The 14,281-nt window shown below is 43.4% G+C and carries 14 protein-coding genes; 5 read left to right on the top strand and 9 right to left on the bottom strand.

The annotated features are described in order from the left end of the window. The gene (locus tag KE627_RS03665) at nt 1-405 is read right to left on the bottom strand and encodes a hypothetical protein (protein WP_013728677.1); all 405 of its coding nucleotides are present in this window, start codon (nt 403-405) and stop codon (nt 1-3) included. 169 nt (nt 406-574) lie between these two features. Between KE627_RS03665 and KE627_RS03660 the strand changes: the two genes are divergently transcribed. After that, nucleotides 575-1,336: a sulfite exporter TauE/SafE family protein gene (locus KE627_RS03660; RefSeq protein ID WP_056938981.1), complete on the top strand. Its 762-nt coding sequence runs from the start codon at nt 575-577 to the stop codon at nt 1,334-1,336. A gap of 220 nt (nt 1,337-1,556) precedes the next feature. Continuing rightward, nucleotides 1,557-2,828 carry an ISL3 family transposase gene (locus KE627_RS03655; protein WP_013727284.1) on the top strand — a complete coding sequence of 424 codons (1,272 nt, stop codon included), beginning with the start codon at nt 1,557-1,559 and terminating at the stop codon, nt 2,826-2,828. Between the two features lie 141 nt (nt 2,829-2,969). On the opposite strand, the gene KE627_RS03650 is transcribed toward KE627_RS03655, so the two are convergent. The 7 genes from KE627_RS03650 to KE627_RS03620 all read right to left on the bottom strand — a co-directional run bounded on the left by KE627_RS03650 (nt 2,970) and on the right by KE627_RS03620 (nt 10,104). Continuing rightward, the gene (locus KE627_RS03650) at nt 2,970-4,577 is read right to left on the bottom strand and encodes an APC family permease (protein WP_056939242.1); all 1,608 of its coding nucleotides are present in this window, start codon (nt 4,575-4,577) and stop codon (nt 2,970-2,972) included. A 199-nt stretch (nt 4,578-4,776) separates the two neighbouring features. Then, nucleotides 4,777-5,721 (bottom strand): SH3-like domain-containing protein, encoded by a 945-nt coding sequence (locus KE627_RS03645; RefSeq protein ID WP_056939241.1) that lies wholly within the window; start codon nt 5,719-5,721, stop codon nt 4,777-4,779. A 204-nt stretch (nt 5,722-5,925) separates the two neighbouring features. Then, entirely contained in the window at nt 5,926-6,492 is a 567-nt protein-coding gene (locus KE627_RS03640) for a hypothetical protein (protein ID WP_013728673.1), read from the bottom strand. Nucleotides 6,493-6,589: 97 nt separating this feature from the next. Then, nucleotides 6,590-8,203, bottom strand: a complete 1,614-nt coding sequence (locus KE627_RS03635) for an FAD-dependent oxidoreductase (RefSeq protein WP_056939240.1) — start codon at nt 8,201-8,203, stop codon at nt 6,590-6,592. 129 nt (nt 8,204-8,332) lie between these two features. Further along, nucleotides 8,333-8,818, bottom strand: a complete 486-nt coding sequence (locus KE627_RS03630; RefSeq protein WP_013728671.1) for a universal stress protein — start codon at nt 8,816-8,818, stop codon at nt 8,333-8,335. Between the two features lie 97 nt (nt 8,819-8,915). Beyond that, on the bottom strand, nt 8,916-9,425 hold the full coding sequence (locus KE627_RS03625) for a YbhB/YbcL family Raf kinase inhibitor-like protein (protein WP_013728670.1): 510 nt from the start codon (nt 9,423-9,425) through the stop codon (nt 8,916-8,918). A gap of 64 nt (nt 9,426-9,489) precedes the next feature. After that, on the bottom strand, nt 9,490-10,104 hold the full coding sequence (locus tag KE627_RS03620; protein WP_013728669.1) for a hypothetical protein: 615 nt from the start codon (nt 10,102-10,104) through the stop codon (nt 9,490-9,492). Between the two features lie 103 nt (nt 10,105-10,207). Between KE627_RS03620 and KE627_RS03615 the strand changes: the two genes are divergently transcribed. From KE627_RS03615 to KE627_RS03605, 3 genes are all read left to right on the top strand, one after another. Continuing rightward, nucleotides 10,208-10,663: a GNAT family N-acetyltransferase gene (locus KE627_RS03615; RefSeq protein WP_013728668.1), complete on the top strand. Its 456-nt coding sequence runs from the start codon at nt 10,208-10,210 to the stop codon at nt 10,661-10,663. 246 nt (nt 10,664-10,909) lie between these two features. Beyond that, nucleotides 10,910-12,268 (top strand): uracil-xanthine permease family protein, encoded by a 1,359-nt coding sequence (locus KE627_RS03610; protein WP_013728667.1) that lies wholly within the window; start codon nt 10,910-10,912, stop codon nt 12,266-12,268. 45 nt (nt 12,269-12,313) lie between these two features. Beyond that, nucleotides 12,314-12,802: a GNAT family N-acetyltransferase gene (locus KE627_RS03605; RefSeq protein WP_013728666.1), complete on the top strand. Its 489-nt coding sequence runs from the start codon at nt 12,314-12,316 to the stop codon at nt 12,800-12,802. A gap of 319 nt (nt 12,803-13,121) precedes the next feature. Here the strand turns inward: KE627_RS03605 and KE627_RS03600 are convergent, their stop codons facing one another. Continuing rightward, on the bottom strand, nt 13,122-14,129 hold the full coding sequence (locus KE627_RS03600; protein WP_056939239.1) for an acyltransferase family protein: 1,008 nt from the start codon (nt 14,127-14,129) through the stop codon (nt 13,122-13,124). Nucleotides 14,130-14,281: the final 152 nt, after the last annotated feature.

Genomic DNA, 14,281 nt, shown 5'->3' with positions numbered 1-14,281 from the left:
CTAATAACGTTTCATGATCATCGGGTGCTTCCTCAGATCACTAGGTTTGATTTTACTTTGTTTCATGGTCATAATCATATACCATTTCTTTTGGATCTTTTGTTTGACTAATACAAAATAGGTCTTCGAATTTTTAGCGCCCATTCCGGTGCCAAAAACGACGCCGGATTCTTGGGTGTCTTTCTTCCAAGTGACGGGCTTCCAGTAAACACCGTCGTTTTTGACTTGGAGCATGACCTCGTTTCGACGAATGCCAACGTAAACATCTTTGCCATTAACTGCCTGCCAGTTGCCCAAGTACCAATGTGGAATCGACCCGGCCGCGTCAACCCGTGGATTTTCAGTCAATAGTAACAAGCATGCACAACTGGCAAATGCCAGTAATAACCATTTCATTGTTTTCATGATATGTATCCCCCTCATATATATTTATACCACAATCGGAATTATTCCAAGCATGTAAATTTAAATTAATTTATTGCTTATAGTTTTCAGCATCTTACTTGGATTTGGCGTTTTATAATCAGTCATTTAGCAGTAAACTGGGAATTATTATAAGAAAAGAGATGAGGGGATGCTCAGCGAATTTTTAGTTGTTTGTCCGTTGGTTTTTCTGGCTGGCTTTGTGGACGCGATTGGTGGTGGCGGCGGTCTGATTTCATTACCAGCTTATCTGATGGTTGGGATTCCGGCTCATTTTGCGGTTGGAACCAACAAGTTATCATCAGCCATGGGGACGACAGTCGCTACCTTGGAATTTATGCGGAGCGGGTATATCCGCGTCAAACTGGCTTTCTTCTCTGTGTTAGCTGCGATGGTGGGTTCTTCGTTTGGGGCCAACATGGCTTTACATATTTCTGATTATTATTTTCGGCTGATTTTATTGTTTGTTTTGCCGATAACGGCGTTGTATCTATTATTGAATCGACACTCGCTGAACTCGCGACTGGCTGAGTCCAAGCCATTGACTTGGTCACAGTTTGTCGCAACGATTCTGATTTCCATATCCCTTGGTGTCTGGGATGGCTTTTACGGTCCGGGGACCGGAACCTTTTTGATTTTGACGTTGGTCGGCATTGCCCACTTGCCAATCAACCTGGCTGCTGGTAACACCATGGTGATCAACCTGACGACAAATGTTTGTGCCTTAGCAGTCTTTTTGATGAATGGTAAGGTGTTGGTTTGGTTAGGGCTTACTGCCGGGGCCTTTAGTATTTTGGGTAATTTCCTTGGCGCCTCATATTACAAAAGGTATGGCAGTGCGATTGCCAGACCGATTATTATTATTGTGCTAGTTATCTTTTTTGCCAAAACGGTTTGGCAGTTTTTGAATTAACTTCGCCAATCAATATGATTTGGGGTATGATGGAATTACCTTGGCAGGGGCACTTGATGCTCAAAAAGCGGCTCTACAATATCTGTTGTTGGTAATAGATTTTTATCTATTACTGATGACAGATTTTTTGTTTTTCATTAGAATAAAAAAAGCGGACATTTCCTGTCCGTTCATCAAAACCAACAACCACGAAGATTTTAGAGAAAGAAGGAAATGCCCTATGTCAAATGATACTACGAAAATGTTGTTAGGAATAGATGATGAACACTTAAAAATTGAGAATGGCAAAATAGGTGATGATGGGGTAATCAGATTAAATGGATCACTGAACTATTCTCCCAAGGCCTGCCGCAATTGTGGGGTTATTAATGATCACCAGATCATTGGCTATGGTTGGCGGAAGACCACCATTAGATTCGCTAAAACATTGGGCAGCACGGTTATCCTATGCCTCAATCGGCGAAACTTTCACTGTAAGGCTTGTCATACCAACTTCCTGGCGCAGACGAGTGCAGTGCCGAAGCACTGCACGATTTCAAATACAACCCGGAAACAATGTTTAGAGAAGTTAACGGAACCAGTGAGCCTCAAACACATTGCCAATGAATTGTCCACTTCGGATTCATTCGTTGGTCGGCAGCTCTTGCGCGCTGAACACGACTTTCAAACCAACTGGCACTACTTACCCAAAGTTCTCCTCATGGACGAAGTTAAAAGTACTAAGAGCGCCACCGACGCGATGAGCTTTGAATTTATGGACGCGGAAACCCACGAATTGATTGACCTGTTGCCCTTTAGAACCATCTATCAGCTTCAAAAGTACTTCCAACATTATGACCAAGCCGCGCGAGAAAATGTGAAAATTATCGTTACCGATATGAACTATACCTATCCCAAATTGGTTGGGCAGATCTTCCCGAACGCCATCGTTGTCATCGATCCCTTCCACCTGGTTAACGCTTTAAACCGGGCTTTTAATAAGACGCGAGTGCGTCTCATGAAAACCCTGGCCACTTCCTCACGCCAGTATCACGCCTTGAAACGCTATTGGAAACTATTATTAACGCCGGCCAATCACCTTAACTACGAGGCTTTCCGTAAGTGGACAAACTTCCCTTATCCGGCAACTGCCACGGATGTGGTTGATGCTTTACTGGACATTGATCCCGAGCTCAAGCAAACTTACGACGTGATGAATCGGTTACGTGAAACCATCAAAAACCGCGACTGGCCCAACTATAATCAAGCCTTTCACCACCTGCAGGGGTGCTCGGAAGAGATGTTGGCAGCCCTCCAAACCTTGGCGGCTCATCATGATGAAATTGGCAACACTTTCACCCACCACTACACCAACGGGCCATTAGAAGGTTCAAACAACAAGATTAAAGTCATTAAGCGCACTGGATTTGGTTACCGAAACTTCTTCAGATTCCGGCTAAGAGTGCTGTTCGCTTTTCGAGTTCATACAAAAAGAGCCCTAATCACCAAGTGATTAGAACTCCAATATTTTGTTCACCAACAACAGTTGACGAAGAACCCAATATTTTGTTCACCAACAACAGTTGACGAAGAACCCAAAAAGCCGGCAGCTGCAGTTCATGCAGTTGTCGGCTTTTTTATGATGTATCAGATGTTAATCGTCATCCAATTTGACGGTGTCGTTGAGTTCCTTGGCTTGGTAAAAGTCTGGGAAGACGTGCGCCGTTTTGATGCCCCAATAATAGAACACAAGTGAGGCTAGGGCGATGACAACGAAGTCCCAAGGGTAGTGAATCCAATTAATTCCGTTGAACTGTTCACTACCAATGTAGGACATAATCGAGATGAATATCAGATAGATAATCATCCACATGCTTGAGTAGAAAGCTTTCCTGGTGTCGACATAGCCGGCCCGGTGTTCGTAATAGAAATAAAACGGCAGCCCAACCAAAATGACCAAGATGACCTCGACGGTCGTTGGCCACATTGCCCAGTAGATGGCTAGAGAGGCCAGAACAAAGGACAATGGTGCCATCCAACCAAGGTTCTTCAATTTAATCGGACGTTTAAAATTAGGGGCCAATTTACGGAAGGCAACGGCTGTCACCGGCCCAGTCAGATAAGCGATCAGGGTCGAAGTCGAAATGACGGTTGCCAATGTGGACCAAGATCTAAACACCGAGACCATCAACATGCTTAATACCAAGTTGACGATCATGGCTGCTCGTGGGATGCCATACTTTTGGTTGATTTTACCAATGAAGCTTGGGATATGTTGGTTACTTTCCATTGCATAAAGCGCACGCCCGGTTGACGCGGCAAAGGAAACGCCGGTGCCGACAGGTGAGACGAAAGCATCCATGTAGAGTAGAACAGATAACCAGCGGATGCCAAGCATGATTGCTAAATCAGCAAATGGTGAGTTGAAGTCAAACCCACTCCAGCCGGTTGCGGCTAGGGTTGAGGGCTTCATGGCAGTAATGTAGGTGCTTTGGAGCAAAATATAGATCACACCACTAATTAGCAGTGAAATGAAAATTCCACGTCCAATATTTTTCCGGGACTTTTTAATTTCGCTTCCCATGTTGATAACCGTTTGGAATGCGTTGAAAGAGAAAATAATTCCTGCGGCTGAGGTGGCAGCGAAGATCGGTGCCGAGCCGTATGGCATAAATTCGTGAATTGAATGGCCATAATTTTGTGGGTAAAATCCTGAGATTGTCAGCATGATAATTGTGAGGGCAGGGACCCCAATTTTCAAAATTGAAATTAAACTGGTGAAACTGGTCAATAGTTTTACTGACCAGAAATTTAACAGTGTGAACACTAGGATGAACATGAATACGACCATCAAGCCTGAGGTAGTAATCGTGCCATCCTTTAAGAAAGAATGCGTCCAGTTCGCCCAAGCCCAAGGCCAGGAACTCATGTACTGAACAGCAGCAACTGCTTCAATGGGAATCAAAGTGATTAGGGAAATCCAATTTGCCCATGAAGCAATGAATCCTAGCAGCGGGCCGTGAGAATATTGGGCGTACCGACTCATTCCGCCAGCTTCGGGAAACATTGCGCCAATTTCGACGTAGTTATATGCGATCGCAGCAATCACAATTCCTCCAATAACCCAGGAAATGATTGCGGCCGGACCGGCGATTTTGGTGGCTTCCCAAGAACCGAAAAGCCAGCCAGAACCGATTAGTGATCCCAGTGTCAGCATTACAAGTTGAAAAAGTCCAATCTTTGTTGTGTTTTTTGAATCCATGTATACCTCCTGTTAACGATGACAACTAGTTTACCAAAGATAAAAATGATTGCAAATGAATGAAAGCTTGCAGTGGCGAGTGGTAGTTGTCATAACAGGGGGTTGGGGGAATTTGATGGATTTAGAAGATGGCTTAGTTTTATGTTGGTGATTAGTTGTTGGGGTGTATGTAAAGGGAGCGGTTATGCTCCCAAATTTGTTACTTGGCTGAACTGGATGCAGCTGGCGTCTGTGTAACAGTTTTAGCTGGTGTCTTTGGTGTGGTTGGATTCAATTCCGCTTGGGTTAGATCACCAATTGAAACTTGGTTACGGTCAACGTATCCGGAAACTTTACCATCTAAGGTACGAACTAAGAGTTGTGAAGTTGGATTTTCATCGCCCAATGCAATTTTTACAGGCGCTCCAACAGCGATAGTTGACGAAACGTTACTTTCAACGAGTTTGCCATCCTGCCAAACCTTTTCATAAACGACTGCTCCTTGTGGGAGTTTTGAAAGTTTGGATGTTTTTTTATCGGACTTGACTGGTAAAGCCACAATGTGACCGGTTGTATAACTACCGAACAGGTCTGTTGCTGGAGTGACGGTTGATTGTGAGCTTGAATCCGTTGGGTAATGGTTAACGGAAGAGGCGGATGGGTAATTATTAACAGAAGCTGAGGTACTTTGACCATTCTTAGCTGGATTTTGATTATTTGTCGTATCTCCATAGTGAACGGAATTTGGAACGGATCCAGTTGGTTGTGCCGGAGTAACTGTGGATGTACCAGAAGGTTGATTCTCAGCCTTTGGAGAGCTGTTCTTAACAAGCTTCAAACTACTTTTGTTAATCCAGCCACTAATCTTACCGGCCTTAACAAAGTAGTAAATACTTCCATTCTTAACCTTCATATGGCGAAGAGTGGTCATCACAAGACCTTTCTTGTGTGACAAACGATAAGTAATTTTAGAATTTTTGGCAGTTCTATATGGTTTGTTCCAAATAATGCCCTTACCATTCTTCAAAGCGACTTTTTGATGTGCCATGGTCTTGTTCCAAAGGATTCGTTGATAATGGGTGTGATTTGCTGAAGCATTGAGACTGGCTCCTCCTAATACACCAAATGAAACAAGTGATGCCAATGCGATTCTTGAAATGTTCATGAAATAATTCCCTCCAAAAAATATGTTTGCAAACAATTATGCAACAGGGTAAGTTTATAGAGTGAATATGAAAATTAGGGGTAAAAATAATAACAATCTGATTAGCTTGGAATAAAATAAATATAATAATCCCTCTTTAAATAAAATATGTACCAAATAAATAACCATTGTGATAAAATAAAAAAAGCGGGAAAATTCCCACTTTTACTTGGATGAATTGTTACTTTTGCCATCTTCTTCAGTTATCTTGTTGGACATTCGTTCAACTTGATTGACGATAGTAATGAAAGAACTAACTTTCTTATTGTATTCTGAGTCAATACTGGTCAGATGTTCTTGATAATCATTTCGCAATTTTTTCAAGCGATCAAAATCCGCATTCAATTGATTTAATCGATTTCGCAGCATTTTCAGATTTGCGACGGTTGGTGCCAGATAATCCGGATTGTCACCTTTCGAATTCAAATAATCAACATAATCAAATGTGTCCAGGTCAAGATCTGGTTCAGAAATAATGGTGGTTCCACCATCTAATAGCGCCTTGTTACCGCTGAGGTTAGTCAAGACGAGCGATTTTCCCGTGTCCATATTGACAACTTTGACATAGCCGTATGAACTTTCGTTGACGTCCGGACTAACTGTATATCCTAAGTTAAATATTAAATGCAGCGCATCGTTTTGAGGTGCCGTAAATTGGTTCCTCATAAAGTTTTGTTGATAAATCTTCAAGACTTTTTTAACGGCTGCATTTGGTCTTAGTTTGCGTGGCATGTCATCACACTCCCATCTACATATATTATACGTTGATGCTCCAGAAAAAGGGGGCTAAATGAACATTTTGTCCAAAAAATCCCCTTTTATTGATTCATTATTCTTCAATCATAGTTGCATTAATGCCTTTTCCAGCTAAGACACGGGTGGCGTTGTATGGGCCGAGACCCTTTCGGAAGGTAATATAAACTTTTTTATCCTTAGGAACCTCGTCAATCCGCTCTCGGAGTTCTGAAAGTGGAATATTCAAAGTTGGTTTGATCGATCCAGTTACTGGTTTTCCAGCTTCCCTGATGTCCAGGAACACGGCGTTTTTAAGATCATCGTCAGGAATGTCGTTAATCTTGATCGTGGCTGATTGGTTGGTTAACTGGTTAATGGCCACATAACCTGCGATATTCAGTACATCACGGGTTGAAGAATATGGTGGCGAATAGGGAATTTCCAGAGATGGAAGGTCAAACGCAGTCAAGTTACCGGTAATTGCGACCGACAATTCTGCGATCCGTTTATCAATGCCGTTTCGGCCAACTGCTTGGCCGCCGAGGATTTTACCGGTCTGATCTTCATAAATCAATTTGAAGTTGACTCGGTCGGCATTGGGGTAGAAGTAAGCCCGATCAAATGGCGTGATGAATACGGTTCGATAGTTAGTGATCCCCATTTGTTGAAGCGTTTGCTCGGTAAAACCGACGAAACTGGCAGTCAAGTCAAAGAATTTGGAAACACCTGCGCTAATGAATCCTTTATATTCCAACGGACTGCCGTTTAGCATGTCCGCCAGCAAGTGGCCTTGGCGATTAGCAGCGCTTGAGAGCAGGCTTGGAATTGGCTTGCCAGTGATTAAACTGGTCGTTTCAATCACGTCACCAATTGCATAAATGTCTGAAATGTTTGTCTGCAGATGATTATCGACGATAATATGGTGATCATCAGAAAGTGAAATTCCGGCTGCACCGGCGATCTCACTATTCGGTTTGACTCCGGTACCTAAAAATAACATATCGGTTTGATGGACTGAGCCATCGTCTAAGATTAAGGTATGCCCATGATCCTGAATCTCTTTGACACTTTCATTGAGAATAACGTGGACCCCTTGCTTCTTGAGTTCGTCGGCAACGATATCGGTAATCTCAGGATCAAATGGTGCAGCAACGTGGCCGGTTTGTTCAATAATCGTGACGTCCATTTGATTGTCAACAAAGGCTTCTGAGACTTCAATGCCAATTGAACCGGCTCCAAGGACTGTTACCGTCTTGGGATGTTTTTCATCAATAAATGATTTGATCTTATCTGCATCTGTGACCGCTCTTAATACGAAAGCATTATTGGCATCATGGATTCCGGAAATTTCTGGAACCGTGGGACTGGCACCGGTTGCGATGACTAACTTGTCGTAATCCTCGGTATAAGTGTCACCGGTTTGCAGATTTTTAACTGCCACCGTCTTGTCATCGGGATTAATCTGGGTGACTTCATTAAATAACCGTACGTCAATGTTATTTTTCTGCTTTAATATCTCCGGCGTCCGTTCAATGACTGCCGAGCGGTCCTTAATTAAGCCTCCCAGGTAATAGGGCAGGGCACAACTGGCAACAGAGATTGCCGCGCCACGTTCAAAGATGATAATTTCAGCATCCTCATTGATTCGTCGAAGTCGGGTTGCAAACGAGGGTCCGCCGGCAATTCCGCCAATTACAAGAACTTTCATAGTTGATTCTCCTCTCGAAGTACAGCGCTTACATTCGTTAATTTAATCATACCGTGTTGACTGGCAACGTCAACGAAAGGGTCTTTTTAAGAACAAAAAAAGCATTCATTGCTGAATGCTTTCATTTGTTTAGTCTTTTGGGAATGGTATATAAGGTTTGTTTTCGGTATTGGTCCGAATAACCATGACATCACACTTGGCGTTGCGGTCAACAAATGAAGAAACTGATCCTTCGAGGACTCGCTGCAGGCGACTCATACCGGTAGCACCGATGATAATTAAATCTGATTTGTGGTCTCGTGGGAATTCCATTGAAATAACGGTCTTAGGATTACCAAAACGAATATGGATTGAAATATCATCAAGGCCAGATTCCTTCTTAATCCGATCGACCAGTTTGTTCAGATAATCAGTGGTATCTTCAACAAGGTTGTTAATAACGTCCCCATCGACCATTCCACCATAGTTATAACCGTATTGTTGTGTGCTCAAAACGTGAAGAACATCGAGATGGGCATCATTATTTTTTGCAAATTGTGCACCTTTCGCCAATGCATCTTCTGATTGATTGGATCCATCGACTGGCACTAAGATGGTTTTATAATTGGATTCCATGAAGAAACCTCCCACAAATTAATTTAAGTTCATTATATCACTAATTATTCCACCGAATGGCGCTTAAAAACTGAAATACAGAATCATTTTCAGAAAATTACGGTTTACTTGGAACAATGAATTCGGCAGTTTCAAGGATATGACCGCGCATGGCGTCCTGTAATTCATTTAACCAGAAGCCGTCTTTCAAAGGCAACTGGGTGTCTAGTGCAAAGACTGATAAATGATAGTTGTGAACTTTGTCGGGTGGGTTGGGACCATTATAGTGCCAGGCAGTCGTCTGATTGGTGTTGCCAATTAGCCCGCCGGCAGTGCTGTTGCGTCCTTGAATCATTGGAACCCTTAATTGCTGACTGTTATTTTCAGGGATTTCCGTGACGTCAGGGGCAATGTTGGCAGCAATCCAGTGAATCCATGGAAACCCGCTAACCGGAACCGCGTCCCAGTCCAATAAAGTGAGTGCTAATGATTGCGCGCCCTTTGGAACGTTGCTAATTTGAATTGGAAATGAAACGATCGGCTTACCGTCAAGCATGTCGTTTTTGGCGGCATACTTACTGTACTTATCTGCTAAGAGACCCTTTGTTAAAGGAACTTGTATATCCATATCGATCCCTCCTCCATCTCAATGATATGTCTTTTAATCGTAGAATAAAATAATATGAATCCAACTATTTGATAAACCGTAAGACATAGTATCCCTGTCCGTTCGATGTAATCGTGTAGTTGACGTAACCAGCCTTCAGCCATTGCTGCTTGGTGGCATTTGCCCAGTTCTTGGCATCCTGAACAGAGGCAAATGTGTGGGTGCTTGAGAATTGGTCAGGAGCTTTCTGTGGCTTAGCCGGTTTATCACTTTTGACGCCGTTCAAGAGGTTTTGCTCCTGGGACTTGACGGATTGGTTCTGCTCTTCGTTGATGGTTTGCTGGAATTGCTGACGTTCTTTTGGATTGAGTCCATTTTGCTGAGCATCCTTGAGCTTACTGCTAAACGCATTCACCCGATTCTTCTCAACTTGGGTAGTCAGCGATCCCTTCTTAGAATTGCCGGACAATTCTTTCTCGGACTTTTTGATGGTCTTGCTGATCGAATTGGTTGAACTTCCTTGTCGATGGTTGCCAGATGTCACAAACCAATTGATTGAAAGCGCCAAGACAATCCCAATAATCAAAATCAGCAGAGCAAACCACCAGCCGCTGTATTGTTTGCGACGTTGTCGACGTCGATTTTCTTCAGAATTGAAGTCATACTTTTTATATTGTGGTTCATCGTCATGCCTATTCAAATTAATACCTCATTTAGATTCTCTTATTGCATGTTGATCTAGTTGAATATATTATAACAGATAGCGAAAAACTTGTATTTTTAAACCTTAAAGGATGGCAAATATGGACAGAAATGAAGTTAAAACATTTCCTGAATTGACCACTCAAGAATTATTTCAGATCTACAAATTAAGAGTGGCGGTTTTTGTGGTTGAACAAAAATGCTACTACCAAGAAGTCGATGATGACGATTTGACCGCTTATCATTTGATGTTTAAGGACGACCAAAACAACATCACCGCCTATGCGCGGATTATTCCTGAGGAAAACGCCACGGTTGCCCGGATTGGCAGGGTCGTGGTTGACCCCAATCATCGCGGCGACGGTCTGGGACGCGAGTTGGTGCAAACTGCTCTTGATCGAATTCCGACATTGATGCCCAAGACTGGAAAAATTGTCTTAGCTGGACAGGAGTACCTCAACGGATTTTACAAATCGTTTGGTTTTAAGAACGTTAGTGATGTCTATCTGGAAGACGGCATCCCCCATATTGATATGGAAATGCAGTTGCAAGATTAGATTGACAAGCAACCACGGTATATTATAATTATCACAACGAATGAATCTTTAACTCTGGTCCCGTGAGGCTGGTAAGAGGACGATATTGAACGAGCAATTGCTCGACTTGGTGTCTGCCTTGCCTAACGCGGGGTGGACACCTTTTTGTTGCATGACTTTCCAAGTGAGAGCCTGTCACAATTCATCAAGGGGTCACCCTGAAGCGGAGTTGAAAGATTCAAATACTTTTGAGGGTGGCAAATATTTATGGCAGACAAGAATGAATTTCATGATGATCGTGCGATTCTCGACATCCATGACATGCCCAAATTTTTCCCGTGGGTTGGATTATCATTGCAGCACATGTTTTCCATGTTTGGGTCAACGGTCATTGTTCCACTGTTGGTTGGATTGAGCCCAAGCATCGCGTTGTTCGCATCCGGTGTCGGGACACTGTTACACATCATGATTACCCAACGCAAAATTCCTGCATACATGGGATCAAGTTTTGCGTTTATCACGCCAATGCTGGCGCTCATGAAGACCACTGGGTATCCCGGAATCGCTCAAGGGGTCATTGGTGTCGGAATTGTGTATATGATCGTGGCAGCCATTATCTGGGCGGTTGGCTCGGACTGGGTTGACCATATTTTACCGCCGATTGTGGTGGGGCCGATCGTGATGGTGATTGGACTGTCACTGGCTGGTAGCGCCGCTCAAGACGCGATGATGAAAAATGGCAAGTACAGCCTGTTGTACTTTGTGATTGCCTTGGCAACTTTATTCTTAGCTATTATTTTTAACATGTTATTCAAAGGCTTCATCGGCCTGATTCCAGTTTTGTTAGCAATTGTTTGTGGTTATCTCATCTCAGTCTTCTGTGGCATCGTTGATTTAAATGCGATTGCCAGTGCCCCGTGGTTTAAAATTCCGGCCTTTGATATTCCTGGAATTGATTACAAATTTCACATTGATTGGGCTGCCATCTTAGCGATTACGCCAATTGCCTTCGTGACGATGACCGAGCATATGGGCCACATTATGGTCTTGGATGAATTGACCGGCCGGGACTTCTTCAAGGATCCCGGCTTGAACCGGACGTTGGCCGGAGATGGTGCTGCTTCGCTGTTTGCTGGATTAGTTGGTGCACCTGCCATGACCAGTTATGGTGAAAACATCGGTGTTATGGCGATTACCAAGATCCACAGTGTTTATGTGCTGATGGGTGCCGCCATGTTTGCGATTCTGTTTGCCTTCGTGAACAAATTGAATGTTTTGATTATGCAGATGCCGATGCCGGTCATCGGAGGAATTAGCTTCCTGTTGTTTGGAACGATCGCAACTGCCGGGATTCAAGTGATGGTTGAAAATAAAGTTGATATGGGCCTGAAGCGCAACTTGATGATTGCGTCCACGGTCATGGTTATCGGTGTTGGTAATGCTTATCTCCAACTCGGTAAGTTCCAGTTTACCGGCTTGGCATTTGCCACGATTATCGGAATTGTTCTCAATTTGGTTTTGCCGCAAAAAGCTGCCAGTGAACGGGAACATGAACAGCAGTTGGCCGATAAAGCTGCCGAAGAAGAAAAGCAGCGCTTGCTTCACCAGCGCCATTTGCATAAATAACTCAAATTTTGTACACTACTCCTAATTGTCAGGAGGGATGGTTACATGGAACAAGCTCAACCAGCACAACTGAAGTATAAGCATGCCAGTACGGCGGCAGACTTTAACGCCGCCAAGCAGATTTTTCTTGAGTATTCCAAGTCACTCGGATTCGACCTGGGATTCCAAGACTTCAATGATGAATTAAATGAATTAGCGACCCGGTATAACCAGCCCAAAGGAGATCTCATCTTAGCATATGTGAATGATCAATTAGCTGGTGTGGTCGCTGTTCATGAATTTGAACCGGGGATTGCTGAAATGAAGCGGCTTTACGTTCGTGACGACTTCCGAAAACTCGGGATTGGTCAGGAACTGGTCGCCAGAATTTTAGCCAGTGCCGAGCGTTTGGGCTATCAGGCGATTCGTTTGGACACCTTGAAATCAATGACCGGGGCTTTAAAAATTTATCACGCCGCCGGTTTTAAACCAATCGACCCGTACCGCTTTAACCCCTTGGATGGCGCGGAGTATTTAGAGTTGGATTTTAAATAATTGAATATGGGATCATGATGTTGATTCCAGAACCAAGAAAGAAGAGGCTGAGATCTAACAATTTGTTAGTAATCTCAGCCTTTTTTGAGTGTCACTGTTATTTGGATCAAACGTGTGAAAGAGGACAGCAAGCGAGGTTTAAGCGCCACCAGCCGAAAACCTGACTCGGTTTCCTGGTGTTTTACTGTTATTTGGATCAAACGTGTGAAAGCGGACAGCAAGGGAAATTTAAGCACCACCACTCGAAAACCTGACTCGGTTTCCGCCTGGCGGTGCTTAAATTTCCCTTGCTAAACGTCCGCTTTCACACTCTCTTTTATTATCCTTGTAAATAAATACTATTCCTTCGAACAACCGGCTGCTTGAGCAGTGCCAGCAGCATTGGGATAACCAACGCAATCATCACTTTGACGGCCACGTTTTCAATACCAGCCTGTTCTGCGATGTCCAGCAGGGTGCCGTGTAAATACATAATAATCATGGTGTGCTTACCAATGGTTGACAGCAACAAGCCAATCGACAGCTTGCTGGTAAGTGCCGATAGCCCCATCACACCAAATGAAAAAATCAGTGGGATGGTGGCCAGCATCAAGATTTTCGGCTCTGATGATTGAATCAGATGAGATTTCATCGAAAATTCAAAGCTGAATTTCTGATTAAGATACAAGCCAATGATTGCCAAGGAAGCACCAACCAGTAATCCAATCGGCAATGGCTTTTCAATCCAGTGCCAATTTGTGTGGAAAAACAGATAACCGACGTAGGTAAAGAATGCAGCAATCAAGACGATATCCAAGTTCCAGGGCATTGTTTGATAATTGTACAAGTTCACCCAATCAATTTTGTCATAGCAGGTAGAGATAAATAATCCCAACCCGACAATTGTGAGCTGACCAATTCTGGATTTAACGGTCGAAATCAACAGGGTCACCGCCGTAATTGACAGCAGGTAGACGTTCACAAACCAGAACGTTGACGTGTACAGGTTCAATGTCCGGCCCCCGACCAACAGTCTTGAGAGGTGGTTAATCAAGTAATCCCAATTTTTGTCATACAAGATGCTATACAACAGGATCAAGCCGATCCCCGCGATAAAGTAGATCAGCAGATCCCGGTAAATGCGTTTATTAAAGAACTTTTTCCAATGAGTTAATTTAGTTGTGTCAATCGGCTTCAAGAAGAATCCGCCGACAATGAAGAACAGGGGCATGTGCCACCAATAAATAATGTTGGTGGTTGTGCCGCTGGCTAACGCGTGGCCAAACACCACCGCAATAATACCGTATGCTTTGGCGATATCAATCCATTCAATTCTCTTTTTCAACATAGCTGTTTTGCAGTCACCGTCCTTAGTAAAAATAATCTAGTTTACTTATACATTATTGACCTTAAAACAGACTTAAATCAAAACTGGGGTCTGGCATTTTGCACCAATTAAATAAGAGCAAAGGCAAATGCCTGAGCTCTTTTGAGTGGGAT

It is taken from the genome of Lentilactobacillus buchneri, from assembly GCF_018314255.1.
In the GTDB taxonomy this organism is placed as follows: domain Bacteria; phylum Bacillota; class Bacilli; order Lactobacillales; family Lactobacillaceae; genus Lentilactobacillus; species Lentilactobacillus buchneri.
This window is presented reverse-complemented; position numbering and strand designations above follow the sequence as displayed.